At 63.0% G+C, this 17,477-nt stretch carries 20 protein-coding genes; 5 read left to right on the forward strand and 15 right to left on the reverse strand.

All coding sequences use genetic code 11. From position 1 onward, the window contains the following. Positions 1 to 56 precede the first annotated feature (56 nt). The 5 genes from ACFVHU_RS15205 to ACFVHU_RS15225 form a co-directional block, all read right to left on the reverse strand. Complete coding sequence (locus ACFVHU_RS15205) at positions 57 to 647, reverse strand: copper resistance protein CopC (RefSeq protein WP_388025162.1); 591 nt, start codon at positions 645 to 647, stop codon at positions 57 to 59. A 43-nt stretch (positions 648 to 690) separates the two neighbouring features. Beyond that, the gene (locus ACFVHU_RS15210; protein WP_133833541.1) at positions 691 to 1,299 is read right to left on the reverse strand and encodes a hypothetical protein; all 609 of its coding nucleotides are present in this window, start codon (positions 1,297 to 1,299) and stop codon (positions 691 to 693) included. Positions 1,300 to 1,457: 158 nt separating this feature from the next. Beyond that, a complete protein-coding gene (locus ACFVHU_RS15215) occupies positions 1,458 to 1,742 on the reverse strand; it encodes an HU family DNA-binding protein (protein WP_013349906.1) in 285 nt (94 codons plus the stop codon). Positions 1,743 to 2,017: 275 nt separating this feature from the next. Continuing rightward, positions 2,018 to 2,302, reverse strand: a complete 285-nt coding sequence (locus ACFVHU_RS15220; RefSeq protein ID WP_013349906.1) for an HU family DNA-binding protein — start codon at positions 2,300 to 2,302, stop codon at positions 2,018 to 2,020. 174 nt (positions 2,303 to 2,476) lie between these two features. Beyond that, on the reverse strand, positions 2,477 to 3,445 hold the full coding sequence (locus tag ACFVHU_RS15225; protein WP_105657037.1) for an SDR family NAD(P)-dependent oxidoreductase: 969 nt from the start codon (positions 3,443 to 3,445) through the stop codon (positions 2,477 to 2,479). Positions 3,446 to 3,664: 219 nt separating this feature from the next. Between ACFVHU_RS15225 and ACFVHU_RS15230 the strand changes: the two genes are divergently transcribed. Next, positions 3,665 to 4,246: a DUF1992 domain-containing protein gene (locus ACFVHU_RS15230; RefSeq protein ID WP_388025164.1), complete on the forward strand. Its 582-nt coding sequence runs from the start codon at positions 3,665 to 3,667 to the stop codon at positions 4,244 to 4,246. A 60-nt stretch (positions 4,247 to 4,306) separates the two neighbouring features. Here ACFVHU_RS15230 and rpsN read toward each other — a convergent pair whose 3' ends face one another. The 9 genes from rpsN to ACFVHU_RS15275 all read right to left on the reverse strand — a co-directional run bounded on the left by rpsN (position 4,307) and on the right by ACFVHU_RS15275 (position 10,463). Further along, the gene (gene rpsN / locus ACFVHU_RS15235; RefSeq protein ID WP_013349909.1) at positions 4,307 to 4,612 is read right to left on the reverse strand and encodes a 30S ribosomal protein S14; all 306 of its coding nucleotides are present in this window, start codon (positions 4,610 to 4,612) and stop codon (positions 4,307 to 4,309) included. A 3-nt stretch (positions 4,613 to 4,615) separates the two neighbouring features. Continuing rightward, complete coding sequence (rpmG, locus tag ACFVHU_RS15240) at positions 4,616 to 4,786, reverse strand: 50S ribosomal protein L33 (RefSeq protein WP_013349910.1); 171 nt, start codon at positions 4,784 to 4,786, stop codon at positions 4,616 to 4,618. Positions 4,787 to 4,788: 2 nt separating this feature from the next. Beyond that, a complete protein-coding gene (gene rpmB / locus ACFVHU_RS15245) occupies positions 4,789 to 5,025 on the reverse strand; it encodes a 50S ribosomal protein L28 (RefSeq protein ID WP_013349911.1) in 237 nt (78 codons plus the stop codon). A 327-nt stretch (positions 5,026 to 5,352) separates the two neighbouring features. Next, a complete protein-coding gene (locus ACFVHU_RS15250; protein WP_105657039.1) occupies positions 5,353 to 5,853 on the reverse strand; it encodes a MarR family winged helix-turn-helix transcriptional regulator in 501 nt (166 codons plus the stop codon). Positions 5,854 to 6,213: 360 nt separating this feature from the next. Beyond that, on the reverse strand, positions 6,214 to 7,011 hold the full coding sequence (locus ACFVHU_RS15255) for an ABC transporter permease (protein WP_105657040.1): 798 nt from the start codon (positions 7,009 to 7,011) through the stop codon (positions 6,214 to 6,216). Position 7,012: 1 nt separating this feature from the next. Further along, a complete protein-coding gene (locus ACFVHU_RS15260; protein ID WP_133833538.1) occupies positions 7,013 to 7,936 on the reverse strand; it encodes an ABC transporter permease in 924 nt (307 codons plus the stop codon). Then, positions 7,933 to 9,066, reverse strand: a complete 1,134-nt coding sequence (locus tag ACFVHU_RS15265; RefSeq protein WP_332730596.1) for an ABC transporter ATP-binding protein — start codon at positions 9,064 to 9,066, stop codon at positions 7,933 to 7,935. The genes ACFVHU_RS15260 and ACFVHU_RS15265 overlap by 4 nt, the downstream gene beginning before the upstream one ends. Beyond that, positions 9,063 to 9,224: a hypothetical protein gene (locus ACFVHU_RS15270; RefSeq protein WP_166650709.1), complete on the reverse strand. Its 162-nt coding sequence runs from the start codon at positions 9,222 to 9,224 to the stop codon at positions 9,063 to 9,065. Before ACFVHU_RS15270 ends, ACFVHU_RS15265 begins: the two co-directional genes overlap by 4 nt. A gap of 15 nt (positions 9,225 to 9,239) precedes the next feature. Next, complete coding sequence (locus tag ACFVHU_RS15275; RefSeq protein ID WP_332485884.1) at positions 9,240 to 10,463, reverse strand: spermidine/putrescine ABC transporter substrate-binding protein; 1,224 nt, start codon at positions 10,461 to 10,463, stop codon at positions 9,240 to 9,242. A 210-nt stretch (positions 10,464 to 10,673) separates the two neighbouring features. On the opposite strand from ACFVHU_RS15275, the gene ACFVHU_RS15280 reads away from it, so the two are divergent. From ACFVHU_RS15280 to ACFVHU_RS15295, 4 genes are all read left to right on the forward strand, one after another. Further along, on the forward strand, positions 10,674 to 11,141 hold the full coding sequence (locus ACFVHU_RS15280) for an Lrp/AsnC family transcriptional regulator (RefSeq protein WP_105657044.1): 468 nt from the start codon (positions 10,674 to 10,676) through the stop codon (positions 11,139 to 11,141). Beyond that, positions 11,138 to 12,517 carry an aspartate aminotransferase family protein gene (locus tag ACFVHU_RS15285; RefSeq protein WP_105657045.1) on the forward strand — a complete coding sequence of 460 codons (1,380 nt, stop codon included), beginning with the start codon at positions 11,138 to 11,140 and terminating at the stop codon, positions 12,515 to 12,517. The genes ACFVHU_RS15280 and ACFVHU_RS15285 overlap by 4 nt, the downstream gene beginning before the upstream one ends. A gap of 156 nt (positions 12,518 to 12,673) precedes the next feature. Then, positions 12,674 to 13,732 (forward strand): ImmA/IrrE family metallo-endopeptidase, encoded by a 1,059-nt coding sequence (locus tag ACFVHU_RS15290; RefSeq protein WP_388025169.1) that lies wholly within the window; start codon positions 12,674 to 12,676, stop codon positions 13,730 to 13,732. A 79-nt stretch (positions 13,733 to 13,811) separates the two neighbouring features. Then, complete coding sequence (locus ACFVHU_RS15295) at positions 13,812 to 15,734, forward strand: acyl-CoA dehydrogenase family protein (protein ID WP_388025171.1); 1,923 nt, start codon at positions 13,812 to 13,814, stop codon at positions 15,732 to 15,734. Here the strand turns inward: ACFVHU_RS15295 and ACFVHU_RS15300 are convergent. Then, positions 15,731 to 17,464, reverse strand: coding sequence for an HNH endonuclease signature motif containing protein (locus ACFVHU_RS15300; RefSeq protein ID WP_388025173.1), 1,734 nt, complete (start codon positions 17,462 to 17,464; stop codon positions 15,731 to 15,733). The two genes, ACFVHU_RS15295 and ACFVHU_RS15300, sit on opposite strands and share 4 nt — an antisense overlap. Positions 17,465 to 17,477 lie beyond the last annotated feature (13 nt).

Here is a 17,477-nt window from a genome sequence, read left to right on the forward strand (position 1 = left end):
GGTGTGCAGGCGCGCCAAAGGCAGCGGTGGCCTCGGGCGCACCGGAAGGGTGGGGGCTACTTGGACTGGCGCATGAACTTGGCCAGCACGCCCAGCGCGCCGCCAAGGATGACCACGCCGATGATGACCCAGACCACCGGGCTCATCGAGCTGCCCAGGTCCTGGACCGGGTTAGCGCCTGGATCCAGGTCGGCGGACCCTGCGGAGTCGCTAGGCGCCGCTGGCGCGCTCGAGCTGACCAGGGTGGGGGCGGCCTGTGGCGCGTCGACGCTGAAGCCGATCTTGTTCTCGATCGGGTGGCCGTCAGACGAGACCACGCGGTAGGCCAGCTGGTACTCGCCGTTGCCCAGCTCCTTGGCCGGGGTGACGGTGACCTTGGTGCCCTTGGTCCTGGCCTCGGTGTCGATCTTTTCCCCATCGAGGGTCAGCGAGACCACCGTGGAGTCCACGCCGGATAGGCTCTGGAGCACGCCGGAGAATTCGAGGGTGATGTCCTCGGGCACTTCCTGGATGGTGGCCCCGGCCTCCGGGGTGGAGCCGATCAACTGGTCGTGCGCGTTGGCGGCACCGATCGAGCCGGCGAAAGCCAGCAAGGAGAATGCCAGTACTGCGACTAGTCGGGTGATGTTCTTGGTTACTACGCTCATGATGTTCCTTCCAAGCCCCTTGCGGGGCGCTTCGATTCTTTACTCAGGCAGCAAGAATGAAGCAGGGCGGACCGCGGCGCTCCGGCAGTCTTCCCAATTGCGCCAGCTTGAGTTGGAAACGCAAGGGGAAGTAGGCACGAAGCGGCCGGGCAGCAGGTACCTGCACGCGAATGCGCGAGAGGATCCGCCGGGCCGTTGAAAGGGTGAGCCAGCCGGCCATGGCCTTGAGCAGGCGTTCACCGCCGTAGAGCACCAGTACGCTGGCGATCGCGGCCAGCACGTGGGCGTAGAGCATCGATTCGGTATGCACGTTGGCGTACTGCGCGGTGATGTCCTGCGCCAGCGCTGGATTGCGCCCCGCATGGTGCGCGTGTTCCAGACCGGAAATGTCGCCGCCCTGGTGGCTCATCACCGACAAGCTCAGGTGGTAGAGCCCCTGGCTGAGCAGCACGACCAGGCTGGTCGCCCACAGGGAGAACTTCCGGCCCACCAGCACGACGCCGATAGCCGCAGAGACGCAGGTAATGAGCACCATGGCCACCACCGATAGCGCTGTAGGCGCACTGTGGGCGTGCGCGGCAAAGGCTGTCCAGGTGCACACGCTTGCCGCCAACCAGCCGCGGATAACGCGGGTTGCGGGTTTCTGTGACACGATGGGCAGCCATTCTTCGCGGAGTTCTACGATCGAAGCTGATTCTACGCGAAGTAGAAGAGCGCCTCAAACGGTGCTCCGATAAAGCAGAAGGCCCGACCCTGCCTCCTGGATTTCTCCGGAGCGGGTCGGGCCTTGCGCAAAGCTCTAGCGGAAGCTTACTTCTTGGCTACAGCAGCCTTCAGCTTCGACCCAGCGGTCAGCTTGACCGAGTGGCCAGCAGGAATCTGGATTGCTTCACCGGTCTGTGGGTTGCGGCCGGTGCGAGCTGCACGATCGGTGCGCTCTACAGCCAACCAACCTGGGATCGACACCTTCTCACCCTTGGAAATCTGGTCGACGAAAACCTCGAAGACTGCATCCAGAACACCATTAACGGCAACCTGGGAGTTTTCGGTCTTCGCTGCAACAGCAGCAACAAGTTCGCTACGGTTCATAGCCAATGTATGGTCCTCCTGGACTAGTGATCCAAAGCCCTCTTCCGGGCCCCGAACGCCGCACGGTCGCACGGACTTACCAGTGAGAACATATCAAACGTTTCGCCCCAGAACTGCGGAAAACAGGCGGAAAACCGGGATTTTTTCAACTAATTGCAGATTTCTTGGCTCAACGGCAGCATTTTTGGGTTCAATGAAGGCTTTTGCAACGTTCCTTAACGCCGCAAGGCCCGCCAATCCGGGAACGGACAGCGGGCCTTGCGCAAAGCTCTAGCGGAAGCTTACTTCTTGGCTACAGCAGCCTTCAGCTTCGACCCAGCGGTCAGCTTGACCGAGTGGCCAGCAGGAATCTGGATTGCTTCACCGGTCTGTGGGTTGCGGCCGGTGCGAGCTGCACGATCGGTGCGCTCTACAGCCAACCAACCTGGGATCGACACCTTCTCACCCTTGGAAATCTGGTCGACGAAAACCTCGAAGACTGCATCCAGAACACCATTAACGGCAACCTGGGAGTTTTCGGTCTTCGCTGCAACAGCAGCAACAAGTTCGCTACGGTTCATAGCCAATGTATGGTCCTCCTGGACTAGTGATCCAAAGCCCTCTTCCGGGCCCCGAACGCCGCACGGTCGCACGGACTTATCAAGAGTTGAACTTACCAGCTGAAAGCGACAAAAAGTGCATCATCTTGCGGATTCTGCTGAATTTTCGCCAAATCAAGGGTGTGAAAGTTCACCCGGGACCTACAGCGCGAACGGATCGAGGCCTTCGTTTGCCTCCACGAAAAGTTCCCAGGCTTTGCTTTGCAGCTCCTTGCCGCGGGTCGCTTTCGCCGGGCTGGCCAGTGCCGTTGGACCCTTCGTGAGGTATTTCGGCCCCAAGTAGCTGCCTCGGGGCGCGTCTTCGAGTTCCGGCGCCAATGCCGCTTCGACCAATGCCACCGCACCTTCATGTTTGCCCTGCGCGAAACTGGACTGCAATTGGCCAATCAGCCGCTTGGCAAAGTCCGGTTCGTTGATGTTGGGCACCTGCGGGGTCAGCCCGGAAAGCGAATACCCCGGGTGGATGGCCAGCGCGCGAGCCGGCAGTTCCAGCTGGCGCAGCCGGTGGTCCAGGGCCAAGGTGAAGGCTTGCACTGCCGCCTTGGACTGCGCATAGGCACGGTATGGATGGTAGTCGCGGGTCAAGGCCAGGTTTTGCGGATCGGTAGCCAGCATCCGGGTGGACATCGATCCCAGCCCGATGAACCGCAGCGGCTGGGCGAAGCGTTCGGCCAGCTCGCCGACTAGCCGCGCATGCCCGATGAAATTCGTGCTCATGGTCAGCTCATGGCCCAGCAGGCCCTCGACGCGGCTCTGCGGCGCCCGGATGACCCCGGCATTGGCGATCAGCGCATCCAATGGCCGATTGCGCAGTTCAGCTGCCAGTCCCATTGCGGATTCCATGCGCGAGGAGTCGAACTGCATGAATTCCACGCTAGCCGCCGGTACGCGCAGCCGGATCTGCTCCATGGCATGCTCCGCACGGCTCTGGTTGCGGCAGGCCAGGATGACTTGCGCACCGGCTCGCGCCAAGCCGAGGCTCGCGAAGAAGCCAAGGCCGCTATTCGCGCCGGTCACCACAACGGTCTTGCCTTGGCCCAGCGGCGCCCACCGCTGCCGGTTCGCGTAGATGTCAGTTGCGGGTCTCGGATAGCGCGTCGCTGGCTTCATGGAATACACGCTACTACAGGGAAAATGCTCGATTGCGGGTGGGACATGGCCGCTTATAGCGATCTCCAGCCACCTCGCAGCCGCTTGCTGGGCACTGAATCCTTGGCGAGGCGCCCGAACCCGAAGGGAATGATTTTATCTTCCCAGCTCCTCCATCAATTGCTTCGGAAAGTCCCAGTGCCGTTGCCGGGCTCAGGCACACGGTGGGATCATTGGAAGATGGAGCACAGCGAGGATGCCGCACTGAATGCGGCCCGGTACAAGATGAAGCAGGACAGCGAGCCGTTGCCGGTGGACGAGTATGCGCAGGCCACCGGGATGGCTCCCGTCGAGAAGCAGAAGACGCCGCTGCAGCTGCATGCCGAGGACGAGGCATGGGAAGTGGCCAACTCCGTGCTCGATGAGGCTTTCGCCCGCGGGGACTTCGACAATCTTGCCCTCTCGGGCCAGAAGATCGACCATATCACCAGCAATGACGATCCCGACTGGTGGCTGAAGTCCATGATGCGCCGAGAGCAGCTTACCGGGCTGGGCCCACCGGCCCTGACCTTGCGCGTGGAAGATGAGCAGATGGAGCAGACCTTGGACCGCTTGCTCTCCGAGCGGGCCGTGCGTGAGCATATCGAGGATTTCAATGCCCGCATTATCGAGGCGCGGCGGCAGCTGCTTGGCGGCCCGCCGGTGATCACCGCTTTGCGCGATTCCACCGCAGAGGTGCTTGGTTGGCAGGAACGCCGGGCGGCAGAACCTGCACCGGTGGCAGAGAAGGCACCGGTGAAACGCCGGTGGTGGCGGCGTTAAAAGGCGAAGCCGCCTTCCCAAAAGGGAAGGCGGCTTGCTAAGTCAAAAGACTTGCAGGTCTTACCAGGAAGACTTGGTGATGCCCGGAAGCTCACCACGGTGTGCCATGTCGCGGAAGCGAACACGGGAGATACCGAACTTCTGGAAGGTGCCACGTGGGCGACCGTCGATTGCGTCGCGGTTGCGAACGCGGATCGGGGAAGCATCGCGTGGAAGCTTCTGCAGGCCTACGCGTGCAGCTTCGCGAGCTTCGTCGGTTGCGTTTGGATCAACCAGGGTCTTCTTCAATTCGAGACGCTTTGCAGCGTAACGCTCGACAATGACCTTGCGCTGTTCGTTCTTTGCGATCTTGGACTTCTTGGCCATGTCTTAGCGCTCCTCTCGGAATTCAACGTGCTTACGGACGACTGGGTCGTACTTCTTCATGACCATGCGGTCAGGGTTGTTACGACGGTTCTTACGGGTTACGTAAGTGAAACCGGTTCCAGCGGTGGACTTCAGCTTGATGATCGGACGTACGTCCTTATCCTTCTTTGCCATTTTTAGAGCTTCACACCCTTCGCAATCAGGTCAGCAATTACAGCGTCGATACCGCGAGCATCGATGACCTTGATGCCCTTGACCGACAGGGTCAGGGTCACCTTACGGCGCAGGGAAGGCACGTAGTAGGTCTTCTTCTGGATGTTCGGATCGAAACGACGCTTGTTGCGACGGTGCGAGTGGGAGATGCTATGTCCGAAGGCCGGAGTAGTACCGGTTACCTGGCAAACAGCTGCCATGATCACTCCTCAGTTAGTTAGTAGTAAAATTCGGCGGTACTCGCGCACAGTGCCCATACCAAAATATCGACACCGCTTCTGCGTTATGAGTCCCGCCAACCAGTGAAACACCGTTAATACTGCACACTAGGAAGGTAACCAGGCTGGGTGAGAACCAACCGAAGAGCCTTAAAGTATGTAAGTCGGTGAACTTCGCAACCGGTCGAGCAATTTCCCCGTACTCAGTCGGCCACGATATTCGGTATTACGGGCAACGCGCAGTTGTTCTGCTGTTAGACGGCATAACAACACACGCGATTAACGCCTGATTAGCTTATCGAGAATTCCTCAGTGTTCCAAATCGAGGTTTTCCGAATTCAGGATCCAATGATCCGCATCAAGCGAAGTTGTAATTTTGCGTGCGATCCGCGTGAGATCGTTAACGTCCTTGTCATCAAGGGTATCGAAGAGAAGACCGCGCACCGAGGCAACGTGGTGAGGCGCCATCTGCTGCACGGCTTCCCATCCGGCCTGCGTTAATGAGGCGATTTTCACACGGGCATCTTCTGCGGACTGCTCGCGGGTGACCCAGCCGCGCTTCTCCAGCTTCTTGACCACATGCGACAGTCGCGAAAGCGAAGCACTGGTGTGCGAAGCCAGCGTCGTCATGGTCAGCTGATGGTCCTTGGCCTCGGAGAGCATGGCGAGCATGTGGTAGTCGAAAAGCGTGATGCCTTCCAGGCCCTGCAGATCGGAATCCAAGGCCGCCGGAAGCAAAGTCATGACAGCATGCAGTCCAAGCCAGGCGTCGCGTTCAGGCCCGGAGAGCCAAACTGGCTTATCGCTCATGAAGTTTCCAATCGTTCATAGACCTGCACCTACAGGCCAGCAAGGTATCAACCTGTAGACCATATATTGTAAAGCTAAGTATTTACTATATGTCAGATGCCCGCATTTCGGCTCTCTGCCAATATTTCGTTCCGCCAGCCACCCTAATGGCCTTTGGGCGCGGCTGCATCCTGCAGGCAATGGTCCTGCAAATCACCGCAAGAGCAGCATGCGGCCGGAGGCCTAGCGCCAGTCCAACAACGTGCAGGTCCCAGAGGGTGCAAGGAGCGAGCTGGGTACCGCTCACGCTAGTGACGATCCCTGCTTTTTGACCAGCTGGCAAGCCAAAGGCCCGCGCTGAAGAGCGCGGGCCTTTGGAACCTAGGAATTCTCCAGCTGTTTCTTCTTCCGGTAGCTGATCACCTGTCCGATGACCACCACGAGCAGGGCAAGGATGAACATCGCCGAACCAATGACATTCGCCTGGGCCGGGATGCCGCGGGTAGCTGCCACATAGATGAACTTCGGGAAGGTCTGGAAGGTGCCGGAGTTGAAATTCGTGATGATGAAATCATCAAAACTCATCGCGAAGGACAACAGCGCGGCGGCCACAATGCCTGGCAGCAGCAGCGGGAACGTCACCTTCCAGAAGGCCGCCCGCGGCGAGGCGTAGAGATCGGCGGCCGCTTCTTCCAATCGCGGATCCAGCGAGGAGACACGAGCCCTGACGGTGACGATCACGAAGGACATGCAGAACACAATGTGGGCGATCACGATGGTGGCGTAGCCCAGTTCCCAACCGAGGTTCAGGAACTGTGCCAGCAGAGAAGCGCCGAGCACGACCTCCGGAGTAGCCAACGGCAAAATGATCAGCACATCGGTGAGCTTGCGGAACCGGAACTTGTAGCGGACCAGGCCGATGGCGATCAGCGTGCCCAAGGCGGTGGCGGCAATCGTGGCCACCGTGCCGACCTGCAGCGAGTGCGCCAGCGATTCGCAGACCGCCGGAGCGCCGCAGGGGTTCTGCCAGTTCTCCAGGGTGAAGCCGCGCCAGTCCAGGTTGGTGCGGCCGGCATCGTTGAAGGAGAACACGAAGATGTACGCGATCGGGACCAGGAGGTAGATGAAAGCCAGCCCGCCGACAGCGGGGATGAACCAGCGTCCGATTTTCTGCTTCATGCTACATCAGCTCCTTGGTCCCGAAGCGGCGGATATAGATCGTGACCAGGACCAGGATCGAGACCATCAGCACGAAGCTCAACGCCGAGGCGCCCGGGTAATCGATGACCTTGAAGAATCTGGAATCGATGATCTGGCCGATCATCGTAGTATTGCGGTTATTGCCCAGCAGGGCCGCGTTCACGTAGTCGCCGGCGGCCGGGATGAACGTCAGCAGGGTGCCGGCGAAGACGCCCGGGGCGCTCATCGGCAGCGTCACCTTGAAGAATGAGGTCACCGGGCTGGCATACAGATCCCCCGAGGCCTCGAGCAGGCGGGTGTCCAGCCGGCCCAGGTTAGCGTAGATCGGCAGCACCATGAACGGCAGGAAGTTATAGGTCAGGCCCGCGACGACCGCGAACGGCGTGGCAGTCAGGTGCCCGTCGGCTGGCAGGATCGCCAGGAATTTCAGCGTTTGGGCGATGAACCCCTCATCGGCCAGTATCTGCTTCCAGGCCTGGGTGCGCAGAATGAAGCTGGAGAAGAACGGGGCGATCAGCAGCACCAGCAAGATGCCCTGCAGCAGCGTCTTCTCGCGCAAGCGGACTGCCACCAGGTAGGCCATCGGGAAGCCGATGAGCAAGGCCAGGACGGTGGCGATCAGCGCGAACCCGAAGGAGCGCAGCAGCTCGGGCCAGTAGGCGGCGAGCACCGTGGCGTAGTTGCCGATTTCGAAACCCGGCACGAATTCGCCGATTTCCCCGCCCTCGGGTTTCACGTACAGGCTCATTGCCAGCAGGACTACCACCGGAAGCGCGAAGAACAGGGCGAGCACCAGCATGCCCGGGGCGATCAGGTAGACGCCGGTGCGGCCCTTGCGCCGCTCCGCCCGGATCTCCTCGGGGCTGCGCAGGTCGACGATGCCCTTCTTGGTCATGACCGTCATGGCTGGTCAACTCCGGCATCCTCGTGCTCGGCACCGGCCAGTCCGAAGGAATGCTGCGCTTCCCAGGACAGGTACACGGTGTCGCCTTCGGCAGCAGGCTGCTGGCCGCGATTCTGCGCGAAGGTCCCGAGCGTGCCGATCCCGTCCACCTCGACCAGGTACTCGGTGGTGGTGCCGGTGAAGGACACGTCGACCACGGTGCCGGACAAGCGGTTCTCTCCCGCATAGCCATCGCGCGAGATCGTGATCTTCTCCGGGCGCACCCCGACGACCACCTCCCCTGATGCCTGCACGGCGCGGTCGGCCGGCAGCAAGATGGCTTGGCCGTTGACCATGACGCTGAGCATGCCGGCGTCATTGCCGGTGACCGTGCCGCGCATCAGGTTCGACTTGCCCAGGAAGTTCGCGACGAACGCGGTCTTGGGCAATTCGTAGAGTTCGCGCGGCGGGCCCATCTGCTCGATCCGTCCGCCGTTCATCACGGCGACCACGTCGGCCATGGTCATGGCCTCTTCCTGGTCGTGGGTGACGTGGATGAAGGTCAGGCCGACTTCGGTCTGGATGTTCTTCAGCTCCAGCTGCATTTGGCGGCGCAGCTTCATGTCAAGTGCCCCGAGGGGCTCATCGAGCAGCAGCACCTGCGGGCGATTGACCAGCGCCCGGGCCAGGGCCACGCGCTGCTGCTGCCCGCCGGAGAGCTGGATCGGCTTGCGATTGGCAAGGTGCCCGAGCTCCACCAGGTCCAGCCCGGCCCTGGCTTTCTCCATCGCCTGCTTGTCCTTCTTGCGCTTGAGCCCGAAGGCCACGTTTTCCAGCACGCTCATGTGCGGGAACAGCGCATAGGACTGGAACACGGTGTTCACCGGACGCTGGTGGCTGGCCAGCGCGGTGACGTCCTGGCCGCCGATCGAGATGCTGCCCTCGCTGGGGGCCTCAAGGCCCGCGATCATGCGCAGGGTGGTCGACTTGCCGCAACCGGAGGGTCCTAGCAGGGCGAAGAAGGTGCCCGAAGGGACCACCAAATCCAGGTCCTTGACCGCCACGAAGCTGGAAAAGCGCTTGGTGATGCCCGAGAGGTGCAGATCCGCGCCGGTGGCAGTGGTTTCGGTACGCGTTGCCAAGGTTGTCATGCCCCTATCACTTCCTGGAACTGGTTGTGGAAATCGGTTTCTGCTGCCGGTACAGCACGTGCGGAGGTTGCCCGGTTGACGACGTCCCTGGCGCGGGCCGGGCCCGAACCGTGGCCCTTGGGCAGGCGCTGGCAGTTGATGGCTCGTTGGCGAGTCATGGTGTTCCCCGCTTTCTAGGCGCCGATTGCACTCTGGAATTCAGAGTTCAACGCGGTCTCTTCATCCGCTTCCAGCGAGCGGAAGACATGTGCCTTGGCCAGATCCTCATCGGTCGGGAAGATCAGCGGGTTGCCGACCAGGTCCGGGTCGATCTTTTCCATTTCTTCCTGGGCGCCGACCACCGGGCAGATGAAGTTCACGTAGGCTGCGACCTGCGCGGCCACGGCCGGGTCGTAGTAGAAGTCCATGAGCTTCTCGGAGTTGGCCTTGCGTGGCGAGGCCACCGGGACCATCAGGTTGTCGCTCCACAGGGTGCCGCCGGCCTCGGGGATCACGAACTCCCACTGGTCATCGTTCTCGAAGTTCATCTGCACGATATCGCCGGACCAGACGATGCCGGCGATCGCATCGCCCGAGACGAAGTCCTCCTTGTAGGAGTTGCCCTTGACCTGGCGGATCTGGCCATTGCCGATGTTCTCGCGCAGCACGTCGGCAGCGGCGCCGAATTCGCTTTCGCCCCATTGGCCGGCGATGTCCACGCCGTTGTGCAGCATCAGCAGGCCGATGGTGTCGCGCATTTCATCGAGCACGGTGATACGGCCCTTGAGCTTTGGATCCCAGAGGTCCTCGACGGATTTCAGGCCCTTGGGGAATGCCTTCTTATTCCAGGCGATGCCGGCGTAGCCGGACTGCCAGGTCAGCGAGTGCTTGCGTCCCGGGTCGAAGTCCACGTCCTTCAGGTTGGGCAGCAGGTTGGCCGAGTTGGGGATGTTCGCCAGGTCCAGCTCCTGGGCGTAGCCCTGGCGGATCATGCGGCCGGCCATCCAGTCGGTCATCGTGATGACGTCCTGGCCGATGTCCTGGCCTGCCTTGAGCTGGCCCTGCACCTTGCCGTAGTAGGTGTCGTTGCCGTCGATATCCTCGCGGTAGTTCACCTTGATGCCGGTCTGCTTGGTGAACGCATCCAGTGTCGGGTAGGTCTTCTTCTCGTCGTCGTAATCCAGGTACAGGGTCCAGTTGGCCCAGTTCACGGTGGGGTCGTTTGCGGAAATGTCCTCGATCGACGGTGCGGCTTTGGTGCTGCTTCCTCCGGTGCCGCAGGCTGCGAGCAGCCCGGTCAGGCCCAATGCGCCGGCCGTGGAAAGCACGCCGCGGCGGGAGTAGCTGCGCTGGCTCATGGCCTGGACCAGTGCGCGGACTTGGGGGTCTTGCGGAAGTCGGCGTTGCGAGTGCGACATGGCTGGAATCCTAACGACGAATGTGATCGGCCACACATGAAAGTGTTGTCGTTCATCCTGCCAGCAATGCACAAGTCCAACAAGACCCGAACGCAAGTTTCCTTGTAAAAATTACGTTACGAAAACTGAAAACTTTCAAAAATACCCCTTTCGCAACTGAATCAGTGACGGTAGGGTCTGTGGAAAGTCCCTTAGACCTAGGAGGTCGATATGACGCTGCCCTCGCATACGGCACAGGCCATTGATGAAATTTCCAAGGAGATCATCGAGCAGCTGCAGGAAGATGGCCGGCGCTCCTATGCCGCCATCGGCAAGGCAGTGGGCCTGAGCGAAGCGGCTGTGCGCCAGCGCGTGCAGAAGCTGGTCGAGAGCCGCGTCGTGCAAATCGTCGCAGTCACCAACCCGCTGGAATTGGGATTCACCCGCCAGGCCATGATCGGCGTCGTCGCCGCCAGCGACATCAGCGGCACCGCCGACCGGATCGCCGAACTTCCGGAGGTCGACTACTGCGTGGTCACCGCCGGCAGCTCGGACATCCTCGCGGAGGTCATCTGCTCGAACGATGAGGACCTGCTGCGCGTGATCGGAACGATCCGCGGGCTCGAAGGCGTGGTCAGCACCAATACGTACACCTACCTTTCACTCAAAAAACAGGAATACAACTGGGGAACACGATGAACACACCACGTGGTACCGATCGCCAGCAAGCCGCTCGCGATCACCTTTGGATGCACATGGCCCGGCACTCCGGAATTTCCAACGGCGCGCACGTTCCGATCATCTCGCGCGGCGAGGGGCACAAGATCTACGACGATGCCGGGCGCGAATACATCGACGGCTTGGCCGGGCTGTTCGTGGTCAACGCGGGGCACGGGCGCGCCGAATTGGCCGAAGCCATGGCCAAGCAGGCCGAGAAGCTGGCCTTCATGCCGCTGTGGTCCTACGCCCACGAACCGGCGATCGACCTGGCTGAGCGCCTGGCCAGCTATGCACCGGGCGACTTGAACCGCGTCTTCTTCACCACCGGCGGCGGCGAGGCGGTCGAATCCGCCTTCAAGCTGGCCAAGCAGCATTTCAAGATGAAGGGCAAGCCGGGCAAAACCAAGGTCATTTCGCGCGCCCTGGCCTACCACGGCACCCCTCAGGGAGCCTTGGCCATCACCTCGCTGCCGGATATGAAGACCCCGTTCGAGCCCTTGGTCCCCGGCACCTTCCGCGTGCCGAACACCAACTTCTACCGCGCACCGCAGATGTTCGCGGACAACGAGAAGGACTTCGGGCTGTGGGCCGCGGAGCGCATCCGCGAAGCCATCGAATTCGAAGGCGCCGACACCGTGGCGGCGGTCTTCCTGGAACCGGTGCAGAACTCCGGCGGCTGCTTCCCGCCACCACCGGGGTACTTCGACCGGGTCCGCGAGATCTGCGACGAATACGACGTGCTGCTGGTTTCCGACGAAACCATCTGCGCGTTCGGCCGCATCGGCTCGATGTTCGCCTGCAACGACTTCGGCTACGTCCCGGACATCATCACCTCGGCAAAGGCGCTGACCAGCGGCTATGTCCCGCTGGGCGTGATGGTCGTTTCCGACAAGCTGTTCGAGCCTTTCACCAAGGGCGATACCACCTTCTACCACGGCTACACCTTTGGCGGGCATCCGGTGGCAGCCGCGGTGGCGATGGCGAACCTGGACATCTTCGAGCGGGAAGGATTGAACGAGAACGTCAAGAACAATGCCGACGCGTTCAAATCCACGCTGTCCAAGCTCACCGATCTGGACATCGTTGGCGATGTGCGCGGCGCCGGCTACTTCTACGGGATCGAGCTGGTCAAGGACAAGGCGACCAAGGAGACCTTCAGCGACGCGGAGTCCGAACGCCTGCTGCGCGGGTACCTCTCCCCGGCCCTGTGGGAGGCGGGACTGTATTGCCGCGCCGACGATCGCGGCGACCCGGTCATCCAGCTGGCTCCGCCCATCACGATCGGGCAGCCGGAGTTCGACCAGATCGAATCCATCCTGCGCACCGTGCTGAAGGAAGCGGCCAGCAAGATCTAGCGCCACGAAGGCTCGCAGGCACCGCCTGCGAGCCTTTTCGCAAGTCAGAGCGTGTTACTTCACGAAGCTGCACGCAATTGGTGCTTTGTGGCATAGGCCACTAGTCTGAGGTCATTAGACGATCAAGATCGCCTTTTGGAAGATTGCAGGAACCTCATGACTTTGGAACCGACCAGAATCAGGTTGGCACGCGAACGTGCAGCGCTGAGCCGGTCCGCCTTGGCCGCCTCGCTGGGTATTTGCGAGCGCGAACTCGCCCATGCTCCCGAGGATCTTTCCCTTGCGCTGGCCGATGCGCTGGGCTGCGCGCCGCAGTTCTTCCGGCTTCCCGCGGCCCAGGGCGTCGACACCGAACGGATCTTCTTCCGCTCCCCGCGCCGCACCAGCACCGCGCAGAAAGTCGCCGCGGCCGCGCTGGGCCGCAACGGCGTGGAACTCTACAACCTGATCACGCGGAACTTCCGACTCCCGCACACCGGGATCCCCGAGCTGTGCGGCTTCACCCCGGAAGATGCCGCCGCGCATCTGCGCACCGAATGGGATCTGGGATGCGGCGCGTTGCCCGATCTGCTGCATCTGCTCGAAGCCCGCGGGGTGCGGGTGCTGAGCCTGCCGGCCTCGCTCGAAGCGGTCAAGACCTTCAGCTTCTGGGAAGACGGGCAGGCCTTCATCTTCCTGGCCGCCGGCAGCCGCAATGCACAGCGCCTGGCGATGGCCCACGAGCTGGGGCATCTGCTGATGCACTCCTCGCTGGGCGAGAACCGCGAACAGGTGGCCGCCGCGGAACGCGAGGCCGACGAATTCGCGGCACGCTTGCTCCTGCCCTCCCTGTCCCTGCAGGTTCGGGTCTCCGATTCCCTGCAGATCCCGCAGCTGCTGGCACTCGAAGAGCAGTTCGGTACGCCGGCCCAGGTGATCCTCGCGCATTCGCGTGCCCGCGGCTTGCTGGGCGAAGGCGCCTACCAGTGGTTGTCCCAAGAGCTGGCGCTGGAACCGGCCCAGGAACACCAGCAGCTGGTCTCCCGGGTCTTCTCCCTGGTCTTCCCCTCCCTGCAGCGCGACCATCGGGCCAGCACCGCACGGATCGCCCGCGAATTAGGGCAAACCGCATCGCAGATCCATGAGCTGACCTTCGGGCAGGCGTTCGTGCTGCTCGAAGGAGAGAACCTGCACGACGCCGGCCAGGCGACCCGCGGCCACCTGCACGCGCTCTAGCAACCCCGGGGTTTGGCAGCTACGCTGGTGCCACCAGGCGATGGAGCCGCGGCCGATCGCCGAGCCAAAGGGGATCGCCATGCAAATCAACGCCGACAAATCCAGGCAAGTCGCCGAGGAGTCCCGCGAGCAGTTCGACCGGCCCAGCTTCGCCAAGGGCCTGTACATGGGGGCCGTGGACTTCTCCCTGATCGAACCATTGCCCAGCGCCCTGCATCCAGAACGCGGACAGGAATTCCTGCCGCAGCTCGAAGCGGTCCTCGATGGCATCGACCCGGAGCGCATCGAAGCCCAGGCGCGCATCCCCGGCGAATATATTGCCCAGCTTCGCCGCATCGGCGCCTTCGGCATGAAGATCCCGGTCGAATACGGCGGACTGGGGCTGAGCCTGCTGGACTACGGCCGGGCGCTGATGCGCGTCGGCGTGGTTTCCCCGGCCATCGGCGCGCTGCTCTCGGCCCACCAGTCCATCGGCGTCCCCGAACCGGTGAAGTCCTTCGGCACCGAGGAGCAAAAACGCGAGTACCTGCCGCGCTGCGCGGCAGGAGCCATCAGCGCCTTCCTGCTAACCGAGAACGATGTCGGTTCCGACCCTGCACGGTTGGGCACCGAAGCCCGGCTCAGTCACGACGGCAGCCACTACATCCTGGATGGCGCGAAGCTGTGGACCACCAACGGGGTGGTCTCCGAGCTGCTCGTGGTGATGGCCGCGGTGCAGCCGCATGAGGCCCTCGGCCAAGAGCCTGCAGGTCGCGGCGGAATCACCGCCTTCATCGTCGAGGCCGATACCGCGGGCATCACCGTCGAGAACCGCAACCAGTTCATGGGCCTGCGCGGAATCGAGAACGGGGTGACCCGGTTCCGCTCGGTGCGCGTGCCGGCGGCCAACCGCCTGGGCAAGGAAGGCTCGGGGCTGAAGATCGCGCTGAGCACCCTGAACACCGGGCGCTTGTCCATCCCGGCCATGTGCGCCGGGGCCGGCAAATGGTCCACGAAGATCGCCCGTGAATGGTCCGCGGCCCGCGTGCAGTGGGGCCACCCGGTCGGCAAGCACCAAGCCGTCGCCGGCAAGCTCGCCTGCATCGCGGCCAGCAGCTATGCGCTGGAAGCGGTGTTCGAGGTGTCCGCCCGGCTGGCCGATGCCGGCATGAAGGATATTCGCATCGAGGCGGCGCTGGCCAAGCTCTGGGCTTCGGAGACCGCCTGCACGATCGCCGATGAGCTGCTGCAGATCCGCGGCGGGCGCGGATTCGAGACCGCGCAGTCGCAGGCAGCGCGCGGCGAGCGGGCGGTGCCGGTCGAACAGATGCTGCGCGACCTGCGGATCAACCGCATCTTCGAAGGCTCCACCGAAATCATGCACCTGCTGATTGCCCGCGAGGCCGTGGATGCGCACCTGCAGGCGGCCGGGGACCTGGCGCGCGCCGGGTCGAGCATCCAGGACAAGGCCCGAGCGGCGGTGGATGCCTCGGGGTTCTATGCCCGGTGGCTGCCCAAGCTTGCGATGGGCGCAGGCTCGCTTCCGAACTCCTATGCCGAGCACGGCCCATTGGCCAAGCACCTGCGCTATGTGGAGCGGACCTCGCGGCGGCTGGCACGCCAGACGTTCGCCGGGATGGCGCGCTGGCAGGCCGGGCTGGAAAAGCAGCAGGTCTTCCTGGGCCATATCGTGGATATCGGCGCGGAGCTGTTCGCCATGTCCGCGGTGATCGCCAAGACCACCGCGCTGCCGCAGTCCCCGGCTGGCCAGCGCAACTCGGCGCAGGATCTTGCCCTGGCCTTCTGCGAACAGGCCGCGCAACGCTGCGAGGAGCATTTCGACAGGCTCTGGAAGAACACCACCCGTACCGATGGACGGATCGCCGCGGACCTGCTGGACGGGAAGTTCCAGTGGCTGGAGGCAGGGGTCCGCGATGTTTCCGAAGGCACCGGAGAGTGGATCGCCCAGTGGTCCGATGGAGTTCGCAAAGACGTGCGGTGGCCCTACCCGGAGGATGACTAGGGCTCCACGATCTCGATGTCCAGTTCCCCGGCACGCCACTTCGCGGTCATGCGCTCGGCGAGGGCATCGGCCGCCAGGGCTTCCTGCGGGGTCATCCAGTAGGTGTTCACCCGGAGTTTCTGCTGCGGGTCGAGTTCCTTGGACAGCAGGGCCATCGGCCGGCATCCAGGGATCTTCACCGCGTGGAACAACCCGCAATGCCTGCCGATATGGTGGATCATGCATCCCAAGGCCGCGGACTCGATGTCCGTGTTGCCGCCCTTTTCCCACGCGTCGAGATGATCCAGTTCGCATCGTTCGGCGGGCATGCTGCATCCCGGATACAGGCACCCTCGATAGGCCGCCCGGATGGCGCGGCCCTGCGCCTTGCTATACAGCCGCTGGGTGCGGCCCAGGTCCAGGGGAAGGCTCTGGCCGTTCAGCACCAGCGGATAGATTCCGGCCGTGCACAATGCCGCTCTGGTTTCGCCCGGGGATAGCTGGATCCCGGTGGAAGTGACCGCGAATTCCTTGCCGTCGCGTCTCATCTTCTCGTAATCCAGGATGATGCTCACCTGCGGTACCGCCAACCCGGGTTGTTTCCCTGGCGAACCGCTCTGGTTGCGGTCGGTCATCAGCAAGGCCAGGAATCCTACGAGCCGGCGTCGTTCTGGCTTGAGCTCCTCGAACTGGGTGGCGGCCGGGCCGGCAGGTTCCTCGGGCTCTTCAGGTTCTTCGGGTTCGTCAGGTTCCTCGGGTTCTCCAGGTTCGTCAGGTTTGTCAGGTTCTTCGGGTTCTTCAGGTTCGGCGGATCCCTCGGGTGCCGATCCGGCAGGTTCCCCGTCTTTGGCCCAGTCGGGCATCGATTCCTCATCATCCCAGCCGCTGCCCTGGGCACCGGTGAACTGCGCCTCGGCGTGCGCCAGGGCTTCGCGGTTCCCGGCCACGGTGGCCGGGTTGTCCAGCGCGTTGAAATACGCTTCGATCATCGCCGCATGGGCGGGCAGGACGCGCAGGACGTATTCGACCAGGCCCTGGCGCATGCCCTTCTTGAAGATCCCGATCCCATCCAGCAGGGCCTGCAACGGGCGCTGGCCGGACTTCACCTGCGCCACCAGTGCGTTGATGTGCCTGCGGGCGGCCTTGGGTTCGCTGCGGATGAAGGCGGCCGATTCGGCTTGCAGCTGGTCCTTCTTGGCCTGCCCGGCCTGGCCTTCGCCGAAGTCCTTGCGGGCCGAATGCAGTTTCAGCGCGGCCGAGGACACCAGCCGGGGATCCACGTCGGGGTCGGCGAATTGCCCGGCCAGTTCCGGCAACCAGGCGGGCAGCGGTTGCCCTGCCTCGTCGACACCGCCCAGCAAGCAATCCACCAGGGCCAGCCGGTCGCGGACCGTGCTGCGCGGGATGTCCAGCCAGCCGTGCAGCAGCCCGGCCGTGTTCTTGAAATGCGTGCGGGCAGTGGTGGTGCGCCCGGCGGCCACCTGGAACGCGGCGAGGCTCGGGTGCTCGCCTGCCTCGGTGACGGCCTGGAAGGATTCCTGGTCGAGCTTATGGGCACCGGTGCGGCGCAGCGCATGGGCGGCGTGCAGCTGGGTGCGGCTCTGGCGGCGGGCGAGCTTGTCAGCAAGCTGCGCAAAGCAGGCCGCGTGGCCGGGGCTCAATGGCCCGCCGGCAAGGACCGCGGTGGCCGATGCGATGAGTTCTTCCGCGTCGGCCAGGTCCTTCAGCGCCTGTGCCTGTTCTGTGCTCATGCCCCCATGATGC

Source organism: Glutamicibacter sp. NPDC127525 (assembly GCF_042672105.1).
Lineage (GTDB): Bacteria > Actinomycetota > Actinomycetes > Actinomycetales > Micrococcaceae > Glutamicibacter.